Source organism: Nonomuraea sp. CA-218870, from assembly GCF_050936535.1.
In the GTDB taxonomy this organism is placed as follows: domain Bacteria; phylum Actinomycetota; class Actinomycetes; order Streptosporangiales; family Streptosporangiaceae; genus Nonomuraea; species Nonomuraea corallina.
Genome location: NZ_JBNJMN010000004.1, coordinates 95,333 through 116,210 on the forward strand (window position 1 = coordinate 95,333; position 20,878 = coordinate 116,210).

Annotated in this window: 34 protein-coding genes; 8 read left to right on the forward strand and 26 right to left on the reverse strand. The window is 70.2% G+C overall.

The window, feature by feature from the left end; translation table 11 throughout:
- The first annotated feature begins 85 nt into the window (after nt 1–85).
- Both ACQEUU_RS37660 and ACQEUU_RS37665 read left to right on the forward strand, forming a co-directional pair.
- Complete coding sequence (locus ACQEUU_RS37660; protein WP_433071671.1) at nt 86–346, forward strand: DUF2283 domain-containing protein; 261 nt, start codon at nt 86–88, stop codon at nt 344–346.
- A 40-nt stretch (nt 347–386) separates the two neighbouring features.
- On the forward strand, nt 387–596 hold the full coding sequence (locus ACQEUU_RS37665) for a hypothetical protein (protein ID WP_433071669.1): 210 nt from the start codon (nt 387–389) through the stop codon (nt 594–596).
- Between the two features lie 50 nt (nt 597–646).
- On the opposite strand, the gene ACQEUU_RS37670 is transcribed toward ACQEUU_RS37665, so the two are convergent.
- Nucleotides 647–895, reverse strand: a complete 249-nt coding sequence (locus ACQEUU_RS37670; RefSeq protein ID WP_433071667.1) for a hypothetical protein — start codon at nt 893–895, stop codon at nt 647–649.
- Between the two features lie 146 nt (nt 896–1,041).
- On the opposite strand from ACQEUU_RS37670, the gene ACQEUU_RS37675 reads away from it, so the two are divergent.
- The gene (locus ACQEUU_RS37675) at nt 1,042–1,266 is read left to right on the forward strand and encodes a hypothetical protein (protein WP_433071665.1); all 225 of its coding nucleotides are present in this window, start codon (nt 1,042–1,044) and stop codon (nt 1,264–1,266) included.
- Nucleotides 1,267–1,287: 21 nt separating this feature from the next.
- Here ACQEUU_RS37675 and ACQEUU_RS37680 read toward each other — a convergent pair whose 3' ends face one another.
- From ACQEUU_RS37680 to ACQEUU_RS37740, 13 genes are all read right to left on the reverse strand, one after another.
- The gene (locus tag ACQEUU_RS37680) at nt 1,288–2,061 is read right to left on the reverse strand and encodes a phosphoadenosine phosphosulfate reductase family protein (protein ID WP_433071663.1); all 774 of its coding nucleotides are present in this window, start codon (nt 2,059–2,061) and stop codon (nt 1,288–1,290) included.
- Nucleotides 2,051–2,986 carry a class I SAM-dependent methyltransferase gene (locus tag ACQEUU_RS37685; protein WP_433071661.1) on the reverse strand — a complete coding sequence of 312 codons (936 nt, stop codon included), beginning with the start codon at nt 2,984–2,986 and terminating at the stop codon, nt 2,051–2,053. The genes ACQEUU_RS37680 and ACQEUU_RS37685 overlap by 11 nt, the downstream gene beginning before the upstream one ends.
- The gene (locus tag ACQEUU_RS37690; RefSeq protein ID WP_433071659.1) at nt 2,974–3,675 is read right to left on the reverse strand and encodes a hypothetical protein; all 702 of its coding nucleotides are present in this window, start codon (nt 3,673–3,675) and stop codon (nt 2,974–2,976) included. Before ACQEUU_RS37690 ends, ACQEUU_RS37685 begins: the two co-directional genes overlap by 13 nt.
- A complete protein-coding gene (locus tag ACQEUU_RS37695; protein ID WP_433071657.1) occupies nt 3,675–4,595 on the reverse strand; it encodes a hypothetical protein in 921 nt (306 codons plus the stop codon). The genes ACQEUU_RS37690 and ACQEUU_RS37695 overlap by 1 nt, the downstream gene beginning before the upstream one ends.
- On the reverse strand, nt 4,595–4,825 hold the full coding sequence (locus ACQEUU_RS37700) for a hypothetical protein (protein WP_433071656.1): 231 nt from the start codon (nt 4,823–4,825) through the stop codon (nt 4,595–4,597). Before ACQEUU_RS37700 ends, ACQEUU_RS37695 begins: the two co-directional genes overlap by 1 nt.
- A 4-nt stretch (nt 4,826–4,829) precedes the next feature.
- Nucleotides 4,830–5,723, reverse strand: a complete 894-nt coding sequence (locus tag ACQEUU_RS37705; RefSeq protein WP_433071654.1) for a hypothetical protein — start codon at nt 5,721–5,723, stop codon at nt 4,830–4,832.
- Nucleotides 5,720–6,118 (reverse strand): response regulator transcription factor, encoded by a 399-nt coding sequence (locus ACQEUU_RS37710; RefSeq protein WP_433071652.1) that lies wholly within the window; start codon nt 6,116–6,118, stop codon nt 5,720–5,722. Before ACQEUU_RS37710 ends, ACQEUU_RS37705 begins: the two co-directional genes overlap by 4 nt.
- Entirely contained in the window at nt 6,115–6,726 is a 612-nt protein-coding gene (locus ACQEUU_RS37715; RefSeq protein WP_433071650.1) for a type I-E CRISPR-associated protein Cas6/Cse3/CasE, read from the reverse strand. Before ACQEUU_RS37715 ends, ACQEUU_RS37710 begins: the two co-directional genes overlap by 4 nt.
- Before the next feature lie 205 nt (nt 6,727–6,931).
- Entirely contained in the window at nt 6,932–7,222 is a 291-nt protein-coding gene (locus tag ACQEUU_RS37720; protein ID WP_433071648.1) for a hypothetical protein, read from the reverse strand.
- A gap of 21 nt (nt 7,223–7,243) precedes the next feature.
- Nucleotides 7,244–8,692, reverse strand: coding sequence for a hypothetical protein (locus tag ACQEUU_RS37725; protein ID WP_433071646.1), 1,449 nt, complete (start codon nt 8,690–8,692; stop codon nt 7,244–7,246).
- A 3-nt stretch (nt 8,693–8,695) separates the two neighbouring features.
- Nucleotides 8,696–9,565, reverse strand: a complete 870-nt coding sequence (locus ACQEUU_RS37730) for a hypothetical protein (protein WP_433071644.1) — start codon at nt 9,563–9,565, stop codon at nt 8,696–8,698.
- Nucleotides 9,566–9,585: 20 nt separating this feature from the next.
- Nucleotides 9,586–10,017 carry a hypothetical protein gene (locus tag ACQEUU_RS37735; protein WP_433071642.1) on the reverse strand — a complete coding sequence of 144 codons (432 nt, stop codon included), beginning with the start codon at nt 10,015–10,017 and terminating at the stop codon, nt 9,586–9,588.
- Nucleotides 10,018–10,028: 11 nt separating this feature from the next.
- Nucleotides 10,029–10,433 (reverse strand): hypothetical protein, encoded by a 405-nt coding sequence (locus tag ACQEUU_RS37740; RefSeq protein ID WP_433071640.1) that lies wholly within the window; start codon nt 10,431–10,433, stop codon nt 10,029–10,031.
- Nucleotides 10,434–11,450: 1,017 nt separating this feature from the next.
- Between ACQEUU_RS37740 and ACQEUU_RS37745 the strand changes: the two genes are divergently transcribed.
- Complete coding sequence (locus ACQEUU_RS37745; protein WP_433071638.1) at nt 11,451–11,705, forward strand: hypothetical protein; 255 nt, start codon at nt 11,451–11,453, stop codon at nt 11,703–11,705.
- A gap of 336 nt (nt 11,706–12,041) precedes the next feature.
- Here the strand turns inward: ACQEUU_RS37745 and ACQEUU_RS37750 are convergent, their stop codons facing one another.
- From ACQEUU_RS37750 to ACQEUU_RS37780, 7 genes are all read right to left on the reverse strand, one after another.
- Nucleotides 12,042–12,443 carry a hypothetical protein gene (locus ACQEUU_RS37750; protein WP_433071636.1) on the reverse strand — a complete coding sequence of 134 codons (402 nt, stop codon included), beginning with the start codon at nt 12,441–12,443 and terminating at the stop codon, nt 12,042–12,044.
- Nucleotides 12,440–12,886, reverse strand: coding sequence for a hypothetical protein (locus ACQEUU_RS37755; protein ID WP_433071635.1), 447 nt, complete (start codon nt 12,884–12,886; stop codon nt 12,440–12,442). The genes ACQEUU_RS37750 and ACQEUU_RS37755 overlap by 4 nt, the downstream gene beginning before the upstream one ends.
- A gap of 14 nt (nt 12,887–12,900) precedes the next feature.
- Nucleotides 12,901–13,056, reverse strand: coding sequence for a hypothetical protein (locus tag ACQEUU_RS37760; RefSeq protein ID WP_433071633.1), 156 nt, complete (start codon nt 13,054–13,056; stop codon nt 12,901–12,903).
- A gap of 47 nt (nt 13,057–13,103) precedes the next feature.
- On the reverse strand, nt 13,104–13,256 hold the full coding sequence (locus ACQEUU_RS37765) for a hypothetical protein (RefSeq protein ID WP_433071631.1): 153 nt from the start codon (nt 13,254–13,256) through the stop codon (nt 13,104–13,106).
- On the reverse strand, nt 13,253–14,725 hold the full coding sequence (locus tag ACQEUU_RS37770) for a hypothetical protein (RefSeq protein ID WP_433071629.1): 1,473 nt from the start codon (nt 14,723–14,725) through the stop codon (nt 13,253–13,255). Before ACQEUU_RS37770 ends, ACQEUU_RS37765 begins: the two co-directional genes overlap by 4 nt.
- A 311-nt stretch (nt 14,726–15,036) precedes the next feature.
- On the reverse strand, nt 15,037–15,450 hold the full coding sequence (locus ACQEUU_RS37775; RefSeq protein ID WP_433071627.1) for an SsgA family sporulation/cell division regulator: 414 nt from the start codon (nt 15,448–15,450) through the stop codon (nt 15,037–15,039).
- 92 nt (nt 15,451–15,542) lie between these two features.
- Nucleotides 15,543–15,842, reverse strand: coding sequence for a helix-turn-helix domain-containing protein (locus ACQEUU_RS37780; RefSeq protein ID WP_433071625.1), 300 nt, complete (start codon nt 15,840–15,842; stop codon nt 15,543–15,545).
- Nucleotides 15,843–15,987: 145 nt separating this feature from the next.
- On the opposite strand from ACQEUU_RS37780, the gene ACQEUU_RS37785 reads away from it, so the two are divergent.
- Nucleotides 15,988–16,209 (forward strand): hypothetical protein, encoded by a 222-nt coding sequence (locus tag ACQEUU_RS37785; protein ID WP_433071624.1) that lies wholly within the window; start codon nt 15,988–15,990, stop codon nt 16,207–16,209.
- Here the strand turns inward: ACQEUU_RS37785 and ACQEUU_RS37790 are convergent.
- Nucleotides 16,206–16,373 (reverse strand): hypothetical protein, encoded by a 168-nt coding sequence (locus ACQEUU_RS37790; RefSeq protein WP_433071622.1) that lies wholly within the window; start codon nt 16,371–16,373, stop codon nt 16,206–16,208. The two genes, ACQEUU_RS37785 and ACQEUU_RS37790, sit on opposite strands and share 4 nt — an antisense overlap.
- Before the next feature lie 180 nt (nt 16,374–16,553).
- Here ACQEUU_RS37790 and ACQEUU_RS37795 point away from each other — a divergent pair, with 180 nt between their 5' ends.
- Together ACQEUU_RS37795 and ACQEUU_RS37800 are read left to right on the forward strand one after the other, a co-directional pair.
- Nucleotides 16,554–17,285 carry a UTRA domain-containing protein gene (locus ACQEUU_RS37795; protein ID WP_433071620.1) on the forward strand — a complete coding sequence of 244 codons (732 nt, stop codon included), beginning with the start codon at nt 16,554–16,556 and terminating at the stop codon, nt 17,283–17,285.
- A 73-nt stretch (nt 17,286–17,358) separates the two neighbouring features.
- Nucleotides 17,359–17,943: a UTRA domain-containing protein gene (locus tag ACQEUU_RS37800; RefSeq protein ID WP_433071618.1), complete on the forward strand. Its 585-nt coding sequence runs from the start codon at nt 17,359–17,361 to the stop codon at nt 17,941–17,943.
- 62 nt (nt 17,944–18,005) lie between these two features.
- Here the strand turns inward: ACQEUU_RS37800 and ACQEUU_RS37805 are convergent, their stop codons facing one another.
- The 4 genes from ACQEUU_RS37805 to ACQEUU_RS37820 all read right to left on the reverse strand — a co-directional run bounded on the left by ACQEUU_RS37805 (nt 18,006) and on the right by ACQEUU_RS37820 (nt 20,036).
- Entirely contained in the window at nt 18,006–18,296 is a 291-nt protein-coding gene (locus tag ACQEUU_RS37805) for a hypothetical protein (protein WP_433071617.1), read from the reverse strand.
- A 124-nt stretch (nt 18,297–18,420) separates the two neighbouring features.
- Nucleotides 18,421–18,726, reverse strand: coding sequence for a hypothetical protein (locus tag ACQEUU_RS37810; RefSeq protein ID WP_433071615.1), 306 nt, complete (start codon nt 18,724–18,726; stop codon nt 18,421–18,423).
- 342 nt (nt 18,727–19,068) lie between these two features.
- On the reverse strand, nt 19,069–19,785 hold the full coding sequence (locus ACQEUU_RS37815) for a hypothetical protein (protein WP_433071613.1): 717 nt from the start codon (nt 19,783–19,785) through the stop codon (nt 19,069–19,071).
- Complete coding sequence (locus ACQEUU_RS37820) at nt 19,782–20,036, reverse strand: hypothetical protein (protein WP_433071611.1); 255 nt, start codon at nt 20,034–20,036, stop codon at nt 19,782–19,784. The genes ACQEUU_RS37815 and ACQEUU_RS37820 overlap by 4 nt, the downstream gene beginning before the upstream one ends.
- Nucleotides 20,037–20,194: 158 nt before the next feature.
- On the opposite strand from ACQEUU_RS37820, the gene ACQEUU_RS37825 reads away from it, so the two are divergent.
- A complete protein-coding gene (locus tag ACQEUU_RS37825; protein ID WP_433071609.1) occupies nt 20,195–20,578 on the forward strand; it encodes a GntR family transcriptional regulator in 384 nt (127 codons plus the stop codon).
- Nucleotides 20,579–20,878 lie beyond the last annotated feature (300 nt).

Sequence of the window (20,878 nt, forward strand, 5' to 3'; positions counted from 1 at the left end):
GGGGTCGAGTCGCCAGGCATGGCCGCTCGGCCCCTCTTCAACTGCCAGATTGGGAGTTGCTGGCAGCATCTGGGAGGTGGGAGCAATGCGATTCGACTACGACATGGACGCCGACGCCCTATACGTGACGATCACCCGTGAGCCTGTCGCCGCCACCCACCCAATCGAGGACCTGACCTCGGTGGACGTGGACGCGGAGGGAAGCCCGGTCGGCATTGAGGTGATCGCCCCCGTCCGGGCGTGGGCGATCGACAAGGTGCTAACTCGCTACCAAATCGCCGACGACGACCGAGACCTGCTGCTTGCCCACTACGGGAGCGGACGCTTCTCGGGCGCGGACTGTTAGGGCCACGCCAGACCGTCTGGCGGGCCTAGACGGGACCCGCATGTCCAGAACGGACAACACCATGCCGTCCCGGCTCCAGCGCGAGGACGGCAAGCCCTGGTCGCACGTCGGCGGCCACTGGACCGGCATGCGCTGGTACCGGAAGATGAGCGAGCGCGTCGCCCGGCAGAAGGTCAGGCTCGCCCTCCACGCCGGACATGAGCCGGAGCCGACACGGCACCGAGGCAACGCCCGCTGGATGACCTGGTGACAACGAGAAGCCCCGCCCTCCTCCGGGAGAGCGGGGCTGTTTCGTGCCGCCTAAGCGCGCTTCCACCGCCACGTCGTCCGCGTGTACTGGACGCACTTGTACCGCTTCTTCGTCACCTTGGCGTACCCGTACTTGCTGCGGGCCGCCTTCGGGCAGTACGCGCCCGGCGTGACGCAGCGCCAGACGTTGCCGTCCCTCTTGTACGTGCACGCCTGGGCGCTCGACTGGACGGACACCGCCGCAGGGGCGTGGACGGCAGCCTGAGCGGCGGCCGGATCGAGAGCGGACAGAGCAGCCACCGCGACAGCGGCAGCGACGAGACGAGGACGCATCCTGGACCCTTTCGTCGATGAGAAGACGCAGGTGAGACGACCGGGACGCGCCGGCGGTTGTCCGTGAACCCCGTTCTGTTGGCGCTCCAGGCAGCGGTCTAGGATCAGGCGGCATGGCCTACGACCTGCCCGAAGACCTGATCGCGCTGAAGCGCGCCTTCCTCGCCGCCGAAACCCGCCTCGCCAGCCTGAGCGAGACCGGCAGCAGGGAGGACTGGCAGGCCGCCTACCAGGAGTGCCAGCGGCTCGCCGTAGAGATCGACCGCCACCCGTACTGGGCGACCGTGGACAACCGCCACAGCGCGTGGATGGCGCTCCAGGCTGCGGCCAAGGCATAGACGTGAACGCCCGCGCGCCCATCAGGGCCACAGGTGACGGCGGGCAGCCCGAGCGGCAGCAATCACATCCCCGAAATAGGTGTCCTCCCAATGGACGCCGTCGCCGCCGTACACCGCAGACCGGGCCGGAGGCGCCGAGCAGAGCGGATGCACCCGCAGCCAGCGCCGATCGTAGGCCCCGCCCACTGCCATCGCGTACGCCGGATGCACCGGCAGACCCTCCCTGTACAGGTAGGCGAACACGTCCGTCGCCTCCCACCGGCCGATCGGCCGGCACGTCCCCTTCGTGACCAGTCCGCGATGGCCGACGCTGATCCGCCGCATCCGCGACTCCTCGGCCCGCACCCCGGACACGTACCTGCCGGTCAGCTCCTCCTTGAGCACGTCCTGATGGTCGGCGTGCGCATCCATGTGCCGCTCGGCGTAGCCCGGTTCGCCCCGCTTCGGGTTCCGCAGCTCCACCTCGATCTCCTCGTAGCGGGCCTGCGGGTGCACGGCGAGGAAGGCGTCCCGCACCTGCTCGCACTCGGGCATCTCGAAATGCTTCGACCGCACCCACACCAGGCGGGCGTCCGGCGCCACCTGCAACGCCAGATGGGCGCTGGTCACCGAATCCTTGCCCCACGACGTCGACACGTAGTAGTCGCCGCCGGCGGCGAACTCGGCGACCGCGTGGCGTGCCTGATCGGCGAGCCGGTCCAGGCGCGGGCTGCGCGACAGCACGTCGTCATAGTGTTCGAGTCGCGCCCACGTCTCACGGTCGGCGGCGGTCAGCCGCGGCGAGTCAATCAGCATGGTCTGCTCCTCGGATCGCCGCCGCGGCTTTGCGCCGGTCGCCCTTGACGAAGGTGAGGACGAGCTGGTGGCGGCGGGTGGTGGTGCGGGCCGCCTCCCACGCCGGGCGCATCGTCTTGCCCAGCAGGCCCGCGGGGGTGACCAGGACTTGCTCGTTGATCAGGTGGCAGCCTGCCTGCTCGAACGCGGCGACGGCGTGGGCGGGCAGCCCTCTCAGGTGGCCGCGATGGTCGCGCACGTCGGAGATCACCCACGTCGCCAGCCGGTCTTCCTTCAGCAGCCGCACCGCTGCGGCGATCATCTCCGCGTGGGCGGCGACGAAGCCGGGCCAGCGCATCGCCGACAGATCCCGAGGATCATCGGAGTAGCGTTCCCGGTTATGGTACGGGGGGCAGGACAGCAGGTAGTCGTAGCCGCCCGGCAGGCGCGGCAGCACCTCCCGGGCGTCTCCCTCCACCCACACGGTGCCGCCCTGCGACAGCGCCGACCGCTCCCATTCCAGGCCGCGCGCCCGGTTGGCGCGCACCTGCTCGGCGGACAGGTCGACGCCGGTGTAGTGCAGCCCGAGATGCCCGGCGACCAGGCCGCGGACCGGCCCGCCCGCGCACGGGTCGAGGACGTGCCCGCCCGGCGGACAAAACCACGTGTAGAGGGCCTCGGCCAGGTGCGGGTCGAAACGGGACACCCCGCCGGAGATCCTGCCGTGCCTGCCGGTGGCGATCATCCCGGCGGCGTGCGCCCTCGCAGCGGTGTCGTCCACGCCGAGCCCTCGCCACCACGCCACCCGCTCCCGCCAGCGGGACGTCGTGGCGTCCAGCACCGACCACGGCAGCGCGCCGTGCACGTCCATGGCCGGATACAGCGACAGGTCATTGGCGTGCCATCTGCCGTGCTCGTCTCGCGCCCCGTGCGCTACCCGCGGCATGGCATCTCCCTGCTCGGATGGTGGTACGGGGCGCGGATCGCCTTCGGGACGCCGTCCGGGTCCGGCCAGACGCGATCCCGCCACCGCGTGACAGCCTCCTCGTCGCGCACCACCTCCCAGCGGAGGACCCGCCCGTTGCCGTGCCGGGTCAGCCTGCCCAGCCCCCGCACCCGCCCCAGCAGCGCCGTCAGCGCCTCCACGTCGGCGAGCGCCCACCACGACACCTCACGGGCCAGCACCCCGGCATGGACGGCGTTACGGGCCTTCTGCGGCCCCGCCGACAGGTGCACCTTCCGGTCCGGGCTGAAGCGTGTCATCGCCTCCCCGTCCGGCTTGCGCCGCACCTCCACCACCGTGTGCTGCCCGTCGAAGACCGCAGCCGAGCACGCCCACCCCCACACCAGGCCGGGCGAGGCCAGCGCCAGCGGATGCACCCCGCCGGGGGCGGGAGCCGTCCACGTCGCCAGCGGAAGCGCGAAATCCGCCACGCTGTCGCGCCCCATCGGCGGCAGCGCATAATGCCCATGCTCGGCGACATGCTGCTGGTAGGCGCTCCACGACAGCGGCCCGTCCAAGTGCGGCGGGCAGGCGTCCAAGCCGATGACGGGCTCGGCGAGATGAGCGACGACACGGACCGGCTCCCACCTCGGGGAGCCGGTCGTGTCCGTGATCGGGACAGCGGCGAGCATCAGCCGACGACCTCGCTGAGCAGCGCCAGGATGGCGTCGCGCCGCCCCCGCAGGTGCGCCTCGTACGCCTCCCGCAGCGACGCGATGTCCACGCCGGCGAAGTCGGCTTCGACGGCGCACGTCCCGTACCCGGTGGAGCGCTTCCCGCCGAGGGCGAGGACGCGCCTGCCTGACACGACGGGCATGGCCTCGTCGACCGCCACGGCGAGAGCCGCCACATGGCCCGGCGTCGGACAGGACAGGGTGAGCCCTCCCCACAGCACCGCCCCCGGCTTGATCACCTGCAAGTCGTAGATCATCTGCGTGGTGGGGGGCGCCACCAGATCGCCGCCGAGCAGCTCGATGTAGCGGTCCACCGCCGAGCCGCGCACATCGTGCCGGGTGCCGAACGCCTCACCCCGCATCGCCCCGCCCGGCAGCACCGCGTGCGGATGGCCGGCCAGATGCCCCGGCAGCCGGAACGCGTTCTCCGCGCAGACCACGTGCACGTTGTCGACCCACAGCGTGCCCGCCGTGATGTCCGACCTCGCCGAATACCCCATCAGCGACAGGGCGGGAAGGTCCGAAGACACCCGCCGCGCCAGCGCCAGATCGACCTGACTGCCCGTCTCCGACAGGGCGCCGCCCGACCACAGCAGATCCACGACCGTCTTCGGCAGCGACTGCTCGGCCACGTCCAGGACGCGGGCCAGATGCCACGCCAGAGCCGACCGCAGCGTGTGCCGGAGGCTGTTACCGGACACGTACGGCACCGCCACCCGGCGGCCGTCCGGCTGCAGCACGTCCTGCGTGCGCAGCAGCTGGGTGTTGCCGGACGTCCCGGCGCCGTGCGAGATCGGGTCGAGCACAGTGAGCGTGAGCGGGATGTGCACATCCGGCAGGGCGTGCAGCCCTGCCAGGCCGGTGTCGGTGACGGTCATCAGAACGGAATCCTCTCGGTCGGGTCATCGTCTCCCGCAGGCGCGGGCTTGCGGGCCTTGCGGTCCATCCGGGCGACCGCCACCACGTACACGGCGTCACGCCGCATCAGCTCCGCCCACGCCCCGAACACCTCCGGGGCGGACAGGCTCCCGCCGAGCGCGACGATCTCCTCGCTGGTCTTCGCCAGCAGCGCCCCGTCGATCTCCAGCTTGGCCGCGGTCTTCGACACCGCCTCAGAAAAGGACGCCGTCGAGGTGCCCGTCTCCAGCGCGGTCCTGGCCCGCGTCCACACGTTCTTGCCGAGGTTCTGGGTGACGCCCGGCGTGTCCAGCAGCGCATTCACGAACCTGCTGCCCCAGCCCAGCAGCGTCTGCTGGTCCGGCAGCCCCGTACCTGTCGAGGTATTCACTCAGGTGCTCCTTGTTGATGAGGAAGGTGACGAGATGGATCAGCGCTCCGGCCCGGAACGGGGCGAGCGCGCCTGCGTGGTGCCGCCACACCGGCAGCGTGTCGGCGGTCAGACGGTGCACGGGCGGCGCGAGATGCTCGATCTCCTCGGCGGTGAACCCCGCCTCCCGCAGCCGCACCACATGGGCGAGGACGTGCCGGAACTCGGCGGGTGTCGCTGAGATGTCCAGGGCGTCCATCCGCACCCGCCAGCGGCCCGGCCCGTGGTTGACGTGCGCGTACGGCAGGACGTGCTTCTGGCCGGACTCGGCCACGCACACCAGCCAGTCGCCGGCGGGCGGGTCGGCGAGGGTGTCCACGACCGCCCGCATGTCCGCCCTTGACGTGAAATGCACGTGATCGGCGGCGAACGCCGCCTTCGGGTGCGAGGCGGGCAGCACCCGGTCCGTGCGGGTCAGGATGGTCCACATGCGCACCTGATCCATGCCCTTGCCGGTGCACGACCAGGCGCACGCCTCGCACACCCTTGCCGAGCGCGCCCGCAGATGGCCAGGGTCGACGAAGCTCTTGCCTTCCAGCCACTTCTTCGCCGGGGCGCTCTCCTCGACGTCGCGGGCGCACATGGCGCACACCCCCGGGGTGGCGGTGACGCCGAGCGTGGCACGGCGGGGACGCCCGGCCAGTTCCCACACCATGACCGGCGCGGTCGGGTAGCTCATATCGCCTGCTCCGTCCTCGTCGTCTGCAGGTAGCCGAGCCGGAACGCGGTCGCCACGATCTGCGCCCGGCTGCCGCGGCCCCGGCACCCCCACCGCTGGCCGACGTCCCGCAGCGTCGACTTCACCGTCTCCTCGGAGACGTGCAGCCGGGCGGCGATGTCGGCGTTCTCCAGCCCGTGCGACACCAGCTCGATCACTTCCAGCTCGCGGCGTGTGACCTTCGGGTGGGTGCGCAGCCAGTCGGCGACCTCCGCTGTGGCCCGGTCCAGCCTGGCCCTGGCCGCAGACAGCGCCTCCTGCATCTTCTTCGGGGCGCGCCCCTCACACGGAGGGCAGAAAAGCCGGTACGCGGCGATCGGCTTGGCCCCGCAGCCGGGACAGCAGCGACCGCTCACGACGCCTCCCGTACGACGAGAAGCCCGCACCCGTACCCTTTGGCCGGGCCGACCCCGGCCAGCAGCAGAGCGGAGAGCGCTTCAGGGTCGTCGACCGAAGCCCGCCCGGACCAGGCGTGCCACACGTGCGTCACCAGCGAGCCCTCCCGGCGGCCGACACGGCTTCCCAGCGGCTCGCCGGATATCTCAGAGACGGACAGCGCGCCGCCGAGCTTGCGCAGCAGCCAGCCGTCGCGTTCCCCCTCCGGCAGCGGAATCCTCCGGTGCGGGCCGACCCGCACACCGCCCTGGCGCTCTCTGGCCGGCGCCATCGTCGGGCAGGCCACGATCGAGAAGCGGACCCGCCGGCCGCGCTCCCACCACAGCCGGGCGGGCGAGGACCGGCAGGCGCTCGCGTACCGGCCAGGCACTTCTGCGGCGCGGCCCGCCTGGACGAGCAGCACGTCCCGGCGCGGCTGAGCCCACAGGACCCGTCCGCCGCGCGGGCCCTGCCCTGACACTGCGGTCATCACGCGCGCGTGCATGCGGTGGATGTCCCGGGATTCGGCGTGTGCGCCCGGGTGTGTCAGGTCGAGCCGGACGACGGACAGGATCGGTTCGCCTTGCATAGGCACCTCCCTGAGGGAGAAAGGGTTGTCCATAACGGAGTATGTCGGAAGATTCATTGGACGATCTGGACAAGTCAGTGAACGCCCCGGGCTTGCTGATGGCAGGCCGGGGCGTAGCGGAGCAGCCGCGGGATGAGCCCTCGTGGGAGCGGACGCTCCGGACACCCGCCCGACGTCAGGCCGGGCGAGCATCCGCAGAGCACGCCTACGGCAGACAGTCCGGGTAGCGGGAGTCCAGCGGGCACGCCTTCACCTGCTCCGGCGTGGCCAGCCGGGAGTACGACGGGGCGTCCTCGATCGGCAGGATCATTAGGCCCCTGTCGCCGCCGAGCCGGGCCATCACCACGCCGGGGATGTCGTTGGCCGACGCCTGCTGGTCGGTGTCGATGGACGTCTCTAACCCGGCCTGCGAATCTCCCGCTGGCTGGCCGCAGGCTGTGGCGGCAAGCAGTGCCGCCGCGCAGAAGACCGCGGAGGCGAGCGTCTTGGTGACCATGGTGCTTTCCCTTCGTTGAGATCAGTGAGGGTCGAGCGCGTACAGGTTGCGGCCCACACGGGCGGCGTCGCCCTCGTCGGCGAGCTGACTGAGGGCGTTGCGGACGGAGCCGAGCTTCACCTCCCGGCCACCGTCCTGGTTGACGACGTCGAGGACTTCCTCGGCGGTCAGAGAGTCGCCGGCCTGCGCCAGAGCGGTCACGACGCGGTCTTCCAGGCGGAGCTTGCGACCGCGGCGGACAGGGGCGTCTCCCGCACCCTCCGCGGACTGGCCTTGCTCGGCGTACTCCTCCTGCAGCGCCCGGCACAGTGCCGCCATGGCGTCCGGGTCATGCCGGGCCGCGTAAGCGTCGCCCGCGGCCTCCCATGAGGCTTCCTCAAGCCCTGCGGGCTCGTCGTCGCCGTACAGCTCCAGAATCTCGGGGTCGAGGCCGGGCAGCGGCTCGATCGACCCGATCCGGAAATGCCGCATCAGCGAGGTTGGGCGCGGTCCGGACAGCAGATAGGCCATGCCCTGTGTGTCGCAGACGTCATCGTCATCGTCGGCGTACAGGTCGAACTGGCTACGTAGCACCCGCGGCGTCAACGTCCTCGGGATCAGCTGCAACTGCTCGCCAGCCGGCAGCAGCCCGTCAGCGACGAGATGCCGCATCATGGACGAGCTCCAGCGCAGCAGCGTGACCTCGCCCTCCTTCAGCATGGCGCGCAGCGTGTCGGAGCCGCCGAGTTCTTCCAGGTGGGAAGCCTGGGCGTCGAGTTCGATGCCGATGCCGACGCTGCGGCCGGTCCGTCCAAGCTCCTTCACGAGGTAGGTCGCCTCGTCCCGGTATGGGGCGCCCCGTTCCAGTAGCCGGTTCGCTTCATCGATCCGCACTGACAGCAGCGGGTCCGGATTGTTGAGCAGGAACGCGTTGCGGCCCATCGCGCTGTAGCGCTGCTGCCGCTCGGCGGCGACCGAGACGCCGGAGCGCAGCATCAGGATGGCCGCCTCCTGCGAAGTGGCGCGCCAATCCACGTTGTTCTCGGCCTCCGGCGCGGACTGCCCGCCCTTCAAGTCGCCGTACCAGGAGGCAACGCGGTTGCGTTTCTCGCACGCCAGCTTGTACTGGACCTTTCGCGACTTACCGGCCCCGGTCGTGCCGAACACGAGGGCCCGCACCGCCGACCCGGTGCGTGGGTCGAACATCCGTTCACGGGCAGGACGCCCGTTGTGGTGGCGGCCGACGACGATCCGGCCGTGCCGGTCCATCATCATGTCGCTCAAGGAGGGCGGCGGCATGACCGCGAGCGGGTTGGACGGGTAGATGGTGACCATCGCCCGCCGGGATCCGTCCGTCTCGACCACCACGCGGGTCGGGTCGGCGATATCGAGGGCGGAGCACAGCGCGGCCAGGTCGTAGCGGATGACCTGGCCTTGCGGCACTTCTAGCATCAGCTCGACCACCTTGTCACGGGCAGCCAGGACGGGCACGGCTTACTCCTCCTCGGTGGTCATGGTGGGCGGGCGGCCGATTCGAACGCCGGTCAGTACAGCGCCGGGCATCGCCGCGGGGGCGATCCTGCGCGCCCACTCCGAGGCCGGATCGTGGTCCTCGGGCCGGCCGATCGTCAGCAGCCGATAGGAGGCGCCACGACCAGGTACAGGGGCGACGTCGATGAGGTCCTCGGGGACGTCCAGGAGCGCCGACAGGGCCTTCACCGACACGTCCGGTACGGGGTGGCCGGGTGCCGCCGACCGGATGACGACCCGCACCGAGGATGGGCCGGTCTGCTCCACGGAGTCCAGCACGGTCCCGGGTACCGCCCCGCCGTCGACGGCGACGTTCTGAGCCCACCAGCGGGTGGCGGGATGCTCGGATGCTGCCTCGCTGTCGAGGGCCGCTGCTGGTGCGGGGAGCCGTGGCGGGGGAGGGGCCAGCATGCGCCGGGCGAGCCGGGCCGGCCGTACCGCCCACACGCCCGCCGTCCACACGGTCAGCGCGGCGGCCTCACCCCAGTGGATGCCCGGCACCATCCGCTCGGCGAGCAGCAGCACGCCCAGGCTGACACCTGGCGCCAGGTAGAGCACGGTCGCGACCGCCTTCTGCTGCCCGTCCGGCTTCCACAGCCGCAGCGTGGCCAGCCCGCCCAGCGTGAGCGCAGCGTCCGCCAGCAGCGCGGCCCCGGTCAGGTCTCCGGAGAACAGGCCGGACGCCGCGGCGCACGCACCTGCCAGCGTGGCCACGCGGCCGACCGCGCTGCGCACCACATCGACGCGACGGCGCACCCTGATAAGGGCCTGCCACTGCGGGATCGTCACGTCGTCCACCGGCGCCAGGGGCGGCGGCTTCACGGACCGGGCCACGGCGAATCCCCTCCCTGCGGCTAGCGGTTGCTGAGGAACGACGCGTCCGGCATCGGCACCGGCATGGCGTGGATGGAGTCGGCGACCGGCCCGTAGTCGGCCCGGTGCGCATCGGACGCCTGCTCGAACATCACCGACAGGTCCTCGGTGGCGGCGGCCATCGCTTCCGCCTCGCCGAGCACGGACCGCATGACTGCGGCGGCCTGCCGGTGCTCGCCGATCGTGTCCCGGTCGACGTGCAGTGACGCCATCTGGTCGGCGAGCCGGTCCACCGAGGCCGAGCAGCCCTCGACATACCGGTAGGTGCCGCGCACCTGCTCCGACAGGCCACGCAGCTTGACACCAGCCATGGTGAGCTGGGCGATCACGATCGTGTAGCGGACGACGGTGTCGATGACACCCCCGCTGGTGGCGACCGCGCCGCCGGTGTGGTGGCGTTCAAGTTCGGACATGAGGAGTTCTCCTACTCGTTGTGGTAGTCGCGCTCGGCGGGCCGGGTGTGGCCCATGTCGCGGGTCACGTCCGCGGGCGGCTTGTAGATGGCTGCGGCGTTGCCGCCCGCGACCGAGATGGCCTCGGAGGCGGCGGGCAGCCGGTCGGCGATGGCTTGGGCGCGGGCTTTGACTGTGGCGGTCTTCTCCATGAGCCGCACCATCCAGCCGGCCAGCACGCCGGGCACCTTCAAATCGATGATCTTGGCGTGGACGGCTTCCAGCTTGGTGAGCAGCTGCTCGCAGCCGTCCACAGCTGCTCGCGCCTCGTCCACCCCGGCCAGGATCTCCTCGGCCATATCGGCGTCAGCTTCGATCACGTCATAGATGGTGAGATCAGCGTCCCGATGCTGGGTGGTCCGGACGGGCTTGCTCACGGGTCGTGCTCCGTTCGTCGGGTGCGCGGCTGGCTTGTGAGCCCGGGAGGCGGGCAGGGCCGCCCGTCCATGACGCGGTGCGCCTGTCAGGAACAGCGGTTCCGACTCCGGGCGGGGGCGGGCGGGCTCGTCGACGCGCTCGACGGTCACCCGCACGGTCCGGTTCGCGCCGGGCGGGGGGCGCATCCCCTCCCACCCGGGAGGCGGAGGGGGAGGTGTCGAGCGGGTCCACGACTCCCGGCCGCCGGTACCCCCGGTATGGGAGGAGCCCGCAGCTCCAGCCGCATGGGACGCCGCCCGGCGCCAGGCGCGCCGGCGCTTACGCCACGCGGTGCCGCTCTTCCACGTCCACCGGACGAACTGCCGAGACCTACGGAACCGGCGCTGCGTCCTGGGCTTACCGCCCTTGCTCCGCGTCTTACCGGCTCCGGGCGGCCTACGCTTCCACCGATTCCGCCCGCCGATGGCCTTATCGCCGCCAGGGCCGGGTCGCCGCTTGGGTGCCTTCCACGACAGCCGATCACGCGGGCTCTTGTCCTTGCGGTCCGCCTTGCTCTTCCGGCCAGCGCCGGGCCGGCCGGACGTCCAGCCCTTCGGCCGGTCGCCCTTCCGACGCTTCGGAGCCTTCCATCGCAGCTTGCCCCGACCCTTCGGGCTCTTCGGGGTCTTAGGAGCCAGCGTGCGCTTGTCGGCGCCGGGCCGCTTCGGCGGCATGCTGCCGTCACCGCCGCGGCGCCGCTTGAGGTCGTCCTTGCCGGGCGGGCGTCTGCGCCGCTTACTGCGGTCCCTCCACATCGCCTTGCCGTCGCGGCGCGCCTTGGGCGCCTTCCCCGGGCCGGGCTTGCGCAGCGACGTATCGCGCCCATCGGGCCGGTCCTTGCCGCCACGGCGGCGCCTGCTCCCGCCGCCGGAGTCATCGCCGTTCCGTCTCGACGACCCGGTGGAGCGCAGCGCGGACGACCCCCGCGACCCGGACGAGCCCGCATCAGACGCCTTCCGCCCGCCCACCGCCTTGCTTTGCGCCTTGTCCGCGTTCGCCCGCGCCTGATCGGCGAGCGCCTGACGCTGGCGGGCGCGATGCCACATGCCCTGCGCCGCGGCCACGCCGAGAGCGGTCACCAGCGCCACGGCGAGCGCGAGCGTGTCCCGCACGGTCGGGCGGTCAGGATCCTCCGGCTGGGGCGGCACGAAGGCGCCGTCCTCGTCGCCGCTCCCGTCATCACCCGACCCGCCTCCGGAGCCGCCACCAAGGGCAGGAGGCGGCGGCATTAGCAGAGCGGCGGGAGGGGTCATCGTCTCCACCCCCGGCAGCCCGGACATCGCGAACGCCGCCACCGTCTCCCGGTCAGACGCGGCCTCGGCTGGCGCCGCCATCCGCACCTCCGGACGGGGATCGCCTGGCAGCGGCGGAAGCGGCACCGGGCCGCCGTCCGAGCGGGGCCGGAAACTCACCACGTTGTGGTCATCGGCCATGACGGACCCCGCTTGTTGCATCAACGGAGAGTGATCGATACCCTCGCGCGCACGCGTCCGCGCGCGTCCGCGTCCGCGCGTCCGCATAATGCGCGCGCGAGACCCACACCCGGCACATGAACATGAACATGGAGATCACGCTCCGTAACGCTGGCAGTAGTTGGAGAGCGTCAACGCCAAGTCATTCCAAGCCGCGTCACCCTGGCCGCCCGCCACCGACCGGGCCCTGTCCCACCACGCCAACGCGACCGCCCTCATCGGCGCGCCGTCCAGCGCGGCGAGCCGCTCCTCCCAATGCCGTCGCTGGTTCTCCGCACGCCGAGTCCCGTCCGCCGCGAACCGGGCACAGAACGTCTCCAGAACCGTCACCAGGTCCGACCATGCGCTGTGATCGCCGCTCCGGGCCCTCCCCGCAGCGATGGCCCTCGCCTGATCCGACCAGGCGAGGGCGACACCCTTAGCGCCGAGAGCGGCGTTCTGCGCCTGCCGCGCCTCCCAATGCCGGCGACGGTTACCGGCAGCCATCGGCTGGTTCATGCCGACCTCCGCCCGCCGCGCTGGATCATGTCGAGAAAGGAAGACTCCTCAGCCGCACGAGCGGCCGGCCGCGGCGACGGAGCGGGCTCCTGCCCGCCGTCCAGCGCCCTCTGCTCGCGCCTGCGCGCCTCGGCCTGGCGACGATCCGGGATCTCGTGCCGGTGGCGGCGGTAACGTGCCTCCAGCCGGAACGTCAGCGCCGCCGCCGCCTCCAGATGCTGCTGAATCTCCGCGAACGGGGCAGTGACCTTGTGGTGGCGCCACCACGCCTCAAACGTGCTGTACTCGGCCGGCGGGTTCTCCCTCCACATCGCCTCGGCATCACGCCTGATGCGGGCCACATAGTCGGCGTACTCCGACATAGCCCGCCGCAGCTGGGCGGCGAACGCTTCCACCATCTCCGGCCGGTCCAGCATGTCGCCGGACCACTCGCTAGAACCCATCAGCTATTACCTCCTCACCAGGGCCAACCGCGCCGCTGCAACTCGTCCAGGGCGCGGTCCCGGTCTCGCCGGTCCTGCTCGCTGCGTCCGAGGTCGAAGAGCACCTCGGCGAGGGCTTCGAGCTTGTCGTTGGGGAGGTCTTCGATCGGGATGGGGGCGTCGTTCGGCATGGGGTCTCCTTGCGGGGCTGGGGTGTCGGGACGGTCGTTGCCGGGCGTCATGCCGCCACCACCCCGCACGGGGTCACGCCGGCCACCCGCTCACAGCCCTCGCAGCCACGGCTGAAGTTCACGCCGCGCGTGGGGCAGGTGGGCAGGTCTTCACGGTTGTGCATGTGCTCGCAGATCGGGTCGAAGTAGCGGGCCATCACGCGGTCACCTTCTTCGGAGGGTCGGCCTTGCGTCGCTGCCGCCACGGAAGCTCCGCCACCCACTCCTTGCGCTTTCGGGAGGCGAGGCTGACGTCGGCACCGGCATGCCGGGCGAGTTCGGTCACGCTCGGGTACCGGTCCTCGGCGACCTCGGCGTCCCAGAGGTCCTTCATGACCTGCGTCTTCGGCGCTGATTCGGCGTCGTCGTTGACCTCGTTGTTGACGCCTCCAGGGGTCAACTCGGGGGTCAACGGAGAGGTCATGTAGGGGTCGGCGGACAGCATCCGGCCGAGGTCGTAGGCGGCGGCGTTGTTGACGTCGAAGTTGATCGGGTTGTTGACCCTCTCGATGGTCACCTCGGGGGTCAACCTGGAGGTCAACTCGGGGCTCAACTTTGAGCCGTTCTCAGGCGTCTGAGCGGGGCCGTTGTTGACCTGATTGTTGACCTTGCTGTTGACCCCAGAATTGATCAACTCGGGGGTCACGTCCGGGGTCAACGACATGAGCTTCAGCGCTGCGTTGTCGAGTGCCCGCTGGGTGGCCTCGGCGGCGTTCAGGCGCCGCAGCTCGTCCACCGCGGCGGCGGCCTCTGCGCGCTGCCGCTCACTGACCGGGTCCGCCCACGCGGGCACCTTCTCCCGCTTGACGAGCACGCCCGTGCTGTACAGGGTGTCGATCTGCGCCAGCAGCGCCTCCTGCCGCGCCTCGTCCACGGCCAGGCTGGCGTACTCGACGGCGGCGTCCATCGCCTTGTCCAGCTTGGCGAGCGCCTTCTGAACCTTCCGCGCTGGAGCGTTCGCCTGCTGGAGCGCCCGCACCTTCTTGATGGCGAGAGCCACCCGCGTGAGCCTGCGGTGCGCGTCGACATCGCCCGCGGTCCGGTCCGTCGCCTCGGCGAGGCCAAGACGGACCAGGATCCGCTCGGGGGTGAGACGCCAGTTGATGCCGGTCATGCCGCGCATGCGGCGGCGTTCCAGCCGCATGCCGCGCTCCCACAACCAGGCGGCGACCAGCGGCGAGGCGAGACGGAAAGCTGCCTCGCCGAAGCTGGCCGCGTCCAGGCTGGACAGTACGGCGGTCAGTCCGGCCAGCACCCACACCGCGATCCCGTCCACGCCGGCGGAGTAGTTCTCCCGCATGGAGCGGCGGGCGCGCACGGCGGAGGTGACGACAGCGACCTCGATGAACGCGAACAAGACGATCCGCAGCGGCCACCACAGGTCGAGCACGTCTCCGGTGAACTTCCACATGCCGGTGGCGGACACGCCTGTGGCGATGGTGGCGCCGACGATCGTCAGGGTGTCTTCGATGGGAGTGCGTTTCACTCGCTCGGACACGGCCTGGTAGACGCGCCACCCGATGACCAGTGTGGCCACCAGGACCGCGAGGCCGATCAGCGCGAGCGCGCCGACCCGCCAGTGAAGCGGCACCGCCTGGTAGACGGCGATCAGGTCATCAATCGGGTTCATCGGGGTCCTGTTCCAGCGCTATCGGGTCTGTCGGTTGTGAGTCCCGCCCGCTCGGGGTGGATGGTTGGATTCCGGGCACGCCCGCTGCGGACGGGGAGTAGAGGGAGGCCCGGCCACCGGGGAAGCGGCTGGGGGCTGATGGCCGGGCCGGGCTCATCGCCGCACCGTCCGGGGGCGGGTGCCGCAACGGGTACAGGCGGGGTGGGTGCAGCCGCCACGGTCCATCAGCGGGCGGGTGGCGGGCTGGCGGCGCGCTGAGTCCGTGACGAGCTTGTTGACGGTCTGGAGCGCGTCCTTCATCTCGGCGGGAGTCATCGCGCACCGGCCAGGAGTTGGTGGACGAGCGCGTCCAGGTCGAGACGTTCGGCCGCCTTGCACAGCGGCACCAGCTCGCAGGTGGCGTCGATGAAGCCGTCCACGTCGTCGCGGCGGGCGTAGAACTCGTGCCACCGGCCGGCCGTGAACATGCGGAGCGTCACCAGGTCGGGGTCGATGTAGTGGGGCGAGACCTCGATCCGGCCCTCGCCGACCGCCTCCTCGACGCCATCGGCCAGCAGGTCGCGGGCGAACTCGAACTCGGCCGCCCCCTCGTCCAGGGGCAGGGTGAGGGTGACGGAGAACGGCTCCCACGTGCGGTAGCGGAAGGTCGAGGTACGGGTGCCGCCCTCGTCCGCCAGGTGGAGTGTGAGAGGCCAGCAGACCGTGTGGTCGCGGTGTGCCATCATGAAGTAGCTCCAATCGGTTGAACGGAGCGAGGGCGTCCTGAGTCTTGGCCGAAGCGGGACGCCCTCGGCGTTTCTGTCGGCGACGTGGACCATCAGACCGTCGCCTTCGAGCTGTCTCTCGTGCGCCAGTCAGCGGCGTAGTCTTCAAAGGTGATGCGCTCGCCGGCCTCGACCCGCGACACGAACTCCTCGACGAACGAGCGGAGGAGCACCCGCGCCCTGCCGAAGGTGGTTCCGGGGAACCTGCCGGCGCGTAGCCCGGTGTAGAGGTACGCCTTAGAGACGGGCAGTAAGGCCACGGCTTCTTTCACGGGCATGAACGGCGTTGGCGTGCGGGAGCACGCGGCGCTCTGGGTGCTCTCCGTGGAAGGGAGCATCTCCGTGGTCTCCATGCCACACAATGTGGCATGCCAATGTGGCCAGGTCAAGAGGCCACATTAGGTGGCTATATGGGATGCCCGAAATGCGGTTATATGCACGTCGGAAGTTCTGAATGCCTCATTGTTTGGCCACACAACGTGTGTAACGATGTTCGGTGTGGCGACAGAGGAGGATCGGCTAGCCGAAGCGGCAGCGGCATATCGTCGGCTCTATGACGAGCTAGCCGAGGCTCGCCGAGAACTCGCCGAGACCATCGTCGATGCGGCGAGAGCGCGCGTCCCCCAAAAGCGGATCGTCACCATCTCTGGCTACACCAGAGAACACGTGCGCCGCATCTGCCGAACGGCCGGCATCGAACCAGAAGACGGCGACGTCTAGGCTGCGGAACTCCGCTGGGCGCGACCGGCCTCCAGGCCGCGCTGATATGCGTTGGCTGCGATCACGTCGAGGGCGGCCACCATGCAGGTGACCTCTTCGAGCTTCTCCATGATCTCGGCGAACCCCTCGGCGAACTCCTGAGGGACTTGACGCTCTCCACTCATGGGTGCGCACCTCTCTGGCCGCCAGGCCGTGGATTCTCACCTCGACTTTAGGGGGCTATAGTCGGGGTTGCAATCCCTTCGGCCAAGCATGAGTGGAGCTGTCACGTGGACCTGCGAGCCCTACGAGAAGCGGCGACTATCCCAGATCCCGTCCAACGGGCGCACGCGTTGACCCAGCTCATGACCCAGGACAGGGCACTCGTCGAGGAAGCTGCCAAGTATCGACGGCACGCCATTGCCGAAGCCCGCAGCGCTGGCCTCACCCAGGAGCAGATCGCCTCACGGCTCGGCGTCACGCCCGGCCGCATCTCCCAGATGAGCAAAGGGCCCGCGGCCAAAGCACCCGAGCCGCCCTCCGAACCAGCGCCGCGCGTGCTCGTCCAGCGAGCCCTGCCCACAGACCCGTCGATCCGAGGCTCCGTGTCGCTGTTCCTGGTCGAGGCCGAACGCCAGGGCATCAAAGCCGAACGCCGCATGCTCTACATCGGCCCCGAACCGGCTAGTGACCACGTGGCCGCAGCGCTGGGAGTGGAATCGGGCGACGAGGTGATCGCCCGCCGCAAGCTGATGTACGCCAACGACGTTCCCGTCCGGATCGCCACCTCGTTCTTCCGCGCGGACCTGTTCGCCGACACCAGGATCGCCGAACCGGAGTTCGTGCGCCCCTCCCTGCAAGCCGCACTACAGGACCTCGGATATCAGTTCGGGCGGGCCGAGGAGTATCTGGTCGTGCGCCGGCCGACAGCGTTCGAGCGGGAGACGCTGGAGCTCGAATCAGGGGAGTGGGTTGCCCAGGTGCTCCGTGCGTCCTACAGCCAAGAAGGCACCCCCGTGCACACGCTGGAGACGGTCTGCGCTGCGACGCGACACGTTTTCCCGATCGGACAGGTGGCAGGCAACGATGAGTTTTAGCCCATACCCGGACCCGACACTGAGGTATAGCCCTGACCCTGACCCCGCCGCCGCTCGCACGAGCCACATCTACGTGGTCGCCTTCGACAGTGGCACGCTCAAGGTTGGGCGGGCAACCGACGTCGAAGCGCGGTTACGAACGCATCAGCAGGAAGCAGCCCGCCACGGGGTCAGAGTCACAAGCCAGTGGTACTCAGCCCCTTGCAGCCCAGGTTATGCAGCCCACTACGAGAAGCTCCTGAAGGCGATATGCAACCGCCGCGGACTCCTACAGGCAGGCCTCGAATACTTCAAGGGCCTGGACTTCAATGAGATCAGAGCCAGGGCCGAGGAGCTAACCGGGGCGCCCGGATCGCAGCCAAGCCTGAGTTTGGTTCCCAAGCTGCCGGAGAAACACACACCGGGCAAGGCGAGCATCCGCGGGAGTCTCGACATTCTCTTCGCGTGCGGCCTCGCACCAGACGAGGTGACAGAGAAGCTGAAATCTCGAATGCCGACTGCGGAGGAGGTGGAAGAGATGAACCTCCCGCCTGGAGAGCCGATCGTTGAGGTCGCCCGATGGGTACGCGCCGCAGACGGGCAGGTGATCGAGTTCGGCAAGAGTATCTACGCGGCCAGCCGGCACGAGTGGTCATTCGCCTTCGAGATTCCGGACTAGCGGCGACAACGAGAAGCCTCCGGCCGCAGGTTCGTCGGGCGGGGGGGTTCGTGCGCTCCGGACTACTTCGGGACTTGACCCGTGCCGCCGCATGGCCGGCAGTTCACCCACTTCTTGGTGACGACTTCGCTGCCGCCGCTGCTCTTCGAGCGGACTTCTTCCTCCCAGCCGCCTGCGCCTTGGCATCGCCCGCACGTCGTCTTGCCCTTGTCGGCGGTGAGTGCCGGCCGCTCGGTAGGCCCGTGCTGGTCGGCGATGGCCTGGGCCTGCTGCTCGGTGAGGCCGGGGATGGTGACGACGCTGCCGCGCAAGGTGGTGATGCGGGCGAAGTAGTCTCGGTCGGCTGGGGTCATGCCCTCGACGGTAGGCCGCCGGTCGGGGCCGGGCGAGCGGTTCAACGGATTGCCCTCCTTCGGGTGACATGAAGCCCCCGCCCGGAGGTTCGTCGGGCGGGGGCTGGCGTGCTTACGGCAGACGCTACGGGGTCGTGCACGCCGGACACGGCGCGCTCACCATCGTCCGCGACTCCTCGTCGATCGTGGTCACCTTTCCGGTGCCCAGGCAGTACCGGCAGCCCACCCGCTGAGAGATCCACGAGTCCAGCCACACCTTGTGCTCCCACGCCGGAGGAGGCTCGGGTGGCGCCTGTTCGCCGCGTTCGGCCGGCTCGTTCGTGTCACCCACCCAGCCGGTCCCGCCGCAGAACCGGCAGGCGAGGAACAGCGGACCGAGCTGCTCCCCGCGCCGGCCGTTGCACTCGGGGCAGGTGATCCGGTCGGACACGGCTACCTACGCCCAGTCCCGGAGCACGCCCTGCACGGTACCCACTTACGTTCCTTCTTCCGCTGGCCGTTGAGCTCGATCCATTCGCCGCCCGCGCCGAGGCAGGTGCCACAGATCGGCTTCTCGTCCTTGCCCATGGTGCTCTCCGTTCTGGTCGGTGATGGTTACCGTGTGGTCGCGTTCCGTGGGCCCATAGTGTCGACGGTAGGTGGTAGGTCGAGGCTGGGCGAGGGGTCCGCGGATCCGCTCCCTTCCGCTGTGCGGAGTGACCCCCGCTGCCCGCCCCCCTCTCCCAAGTTGTGCGGGCAGCGGAGGCCACGTTGGATGCCCGGCCCTCGCGGCTCACGGGGCAGCGCGAGGACCGGGCAGATCATGGGCGCCGGAGCCGGGCGCCAGCGTCACGCTGGACTCGACCCCGTACAGCTGCACCACCTGAGAGGTGGCCAGCGCGCGAGGGTGGCGGGAGAACGCGTCCCACGCGATGTAGACGTTGTGCGCGGTCGGCCGGGGCGCCAGGCCGGGGCCCGGCTCGTACATGTCGGCCAGCACCCCCGCCGAGACGACCCGCTCCGCGGTGCACACCAGCGCGTGCTGCTGCAGCATCGGGCACTCCCGCAGGGCGATGCCGACGCAGTCTCGGCAGGTGGGCGGCGCGTTCGTGCGGCCCTCGTCGCAGGCGCCCTCCGTCCACGGCCGGTCCGGGTGCAGTCCTGTCATGGCGGTCGGCTCGAACACGGACGGGACCAGGATCCACCAGGTGCGCCCTGTGCCCGGGTCGGCTGCCGGGCGGGCGCACACCTGGCACAGCAGCCGGTCCATGCACGCCCACTGCCGCCTGGTGTTGAGCTTCCGCATCCGCTCGGGGCCCCGCCTGGCGGGCCTCGCGCGAAGGTCCCGCACGCGGGCGCGCAGGATGCCGCCTACGCGGTCGCCGGCGCGCGGCACGGCGTAGGCCAGCCGCAGCCCGCCGTCCGAGCCCGTGTGCCGCTCGAAGACCAGCCGGTCGCGGCGCTCCTCGCCCGCGAAAGCGATCACGTAGGGGACGGTCGTGTAACTCACGTCGGGTCCCCGGTACGGAACTGCGACGCGAGGTCTGCTGTGCGCCACACCTGGCGCTTCGGCCGGTTGGCCAGATCGCGGCGGATCCGCAGCCAGGCGCAAGCCGTCTCCAGTTCGGCGAGGCGGGGCGCGTCGGCCTGCTCGGGGATGCGCGCCCGCTCCTCCTCGGCGGTGAGGGGGCGCGTCCAGGTGGCGTGCCAGCCGTCCGCGTCTTCCCAGGTGGTGAACTCGGGGATCTCGGGAAGGGGCATGCGCCGACAGTAGTCCTCTACTCGCCAGTAGCCCAGTGCTGTGACTAGTACGATCCACGATCTGACCTAGCATGACCTATATAGGTTGAGTCGGCATAAGGGCTGGTAGCAGCCGAATCTACGGTCAGGATGTGGTCGATTATGACTCCGATCTCACGGTGAAACAGCAGATCGTAGACGCGCTCCGCGCCCGCATAGACGCCGGCGAGTGGCAGCCGCGCCGCCGCCTGCCCTCCGTCGTCCACCTGTCGCAGGAGTTCGGCGTCGCCCGCGACACGATCCTGCGCGCCCTCGACGTCCTGCGGGACCTCGGCCTCATCTACACCGTGAAGAACCGGGGTTCGTTCGTGAAGGCCGGCGCCGACTTCATGACCGTGGTCACCCCAGAGCCAGGGGTGCGCATCATCGCCCGCCCCGCCCGCGAGCAGGAGATCGCCGAGATGGACCTACCCGAGGGCGGATGGGTGATGGTCGTCGAGCGCGGCGGGGAGGTTGAGGTGTTGCCCGCCGACCGGGTGGAGATCCGCGGACCCGAAGTCTGACCCTCGAACGAGCGCGGCCCCGTCTCCTCGTGGAGGCGGGGCCGTTGTTGTGTCGGCGGGGTTGAGTGCTCGCTTCCTGAGCGAGGGGTCCTCGCGCGGTGGCGGAAGACGGGGGCGGGGACGGGGACGGCGCGGGGACGAGACGGGGACGATCAAGCCCCGCCATCCGCCCCTGAACGCCCGCGAACGCGTCCGAACACACCGGTTGACCAGGCGTTTTCCGGGTTCTCGCAGATGGCTGATTTTTCCGGACAGTCCTTACAAGCGAGGGGTCACTGGTTCGAACCCAGTACCGCCCAC

Coding starts and splice junctions, on each gene's coding strand:
- ACQEUU_RS37820 (WP_433071611.1), bottom strand. CDS start 20,036: ATGCCCCTTCCCGAGATCCCCGAGTTCACCACCTGGGAAGACGCGGAC.
- ACQEUU_RS37665 (WP_433071669.1), top strand. CDS start 387: ATGTCCAGAACGGACAACACCATGCCGTCCCGGCTCCAGCGCGAGGAC.
- ACQEUU_RS37735 (WP_433071642.1), bottom strand. CDS start 10,017: ATGTCCGAACTTGAACGCCACCACACCGGCGGCGCGGTCGCCACCAGC.
- ACQEUU_RS37675 (WP_433071665.1), top strand. CDS start 1,042: ATGGCCTACGACCTGCCCGAAGACCTGATCGCGCTGAAGCGCGCCTTC.
- ACQEUU_RS37755 (WP_433071635.1), bottom strand. CDS start 12,886: ATGGGTTCTAGCGAGTGGTCCGGCGACATGCTGGACCGGCCGGAGATG.
- ACQEUU_RS37685 (WP_433071661.1), bottom strand. CDS start 2,986: ATGCCGCGGGTAGCGCACGGGGCGCGAGACGAGCACGGCAGATGGCAC.
- ACQEUU_RS37780 (WP_433071625.1), bottom strand. CDS start 15,842: ATGGAGACCACGGAGATGCTCCCTTCCACGGAGAGCACCCAGAGCGCC.
- ACQEUU_RS37805 (WP_433071617.1), bottom strand. CDS start 18,296: ATGACCCCAGCCGACCGAGACTACTTCGCCCGCATCACCACCTTGCGC.
- ACQEUU_RS37720 (WP_433071648.1), bottom strand. CDS start 7,222: ATGGTCACCAAGACGCTCGCCTCCGCGGTCTTCTGCGCGGCGGCACTG.
- ACQEUU_RS37790 (WP_433071622.1), bottom strand. CDS start 16,373: ATGAGTGGAGAGCGTCAAGTCCCTCAGGAGTTCGCCGAGGGGTTCGCC.
- ACQEUU_RS37770 (WP_433071629.1), bottom strand. CDS start 14,725: ATGAACCCGATTGATGACCTGATCGCCGTCTACCAGGCGGTGCCGCTT.
- ACQEUU_RS37690 (WP_433071659.1), bottom strand. CDS start 3,675: ATGCTCGCCGCTGTCCCGATCACGGACACGACCGGCTCCCCGAGGTGG.
- ACQEUU_RS37680 (WP_433071663.1), bottom strand. CDS start 2,061: ATGCTGATTGACTCGCCGCGGCTGACCGCCGCCGACCGTGAGACGTGG.
- ACQEUU_RS37660 (WP_433071671.1), top strand. CDS start 86: ATGCGATTCGACTACGACATGGACGCCGACGCCCTATACGTGACGATC.
- ACQEUU_RS37760 (WP_433071633.1), bottom strand. CDS start 13,056: ATGCCGAACGACGCCCCCATCCCGATCGAAGACCTCCCCAACGACAAG.
- ACQEUU_RS37750 (WP_433071636.1), bottom strand. CDS start 12,443: ATGAACCAGCCGATGGCTGCCGGTAACCGTCGCCGGCATTGGGAGGCG.
- ACQEUU_RS37705 (WP_433071654.1), bottom strand. CDS start 5,723: ATGAGCTACCCGACCGCGCCGGTCATGGTGTGGGAACTGGCCGGGCGT.
- ACQEUU_RS37775 (WP_433071627.1), bottom strand. CDS start 15,450: ATGATGGCACACCGCGACCACACGGTCTGCTGGCCTCTCACACTCCAC.
- ACQEUU_RS37715 (WP_433071650.1), bottom strand. CDS start 6,726: ATGCAAGGCGAACCGATCCTGTCCGTCGTCCGGCTCGACCTGACACAC.
- ACQEUU_RS37695 (WP_433071657.1), bottom strand. CDS start 4,595: ATGACCGTCACCGACACCGGCCTGGCAGGGCTGCACGCCCTGCCGGAT.
- ACQEUU_RS37795 (WP_433071620.1), top strand. CDS start 16,554: ATGACCCAGGACAGGGCACTCGTCGAGGAAGCTGCCAAGTATCGACGG.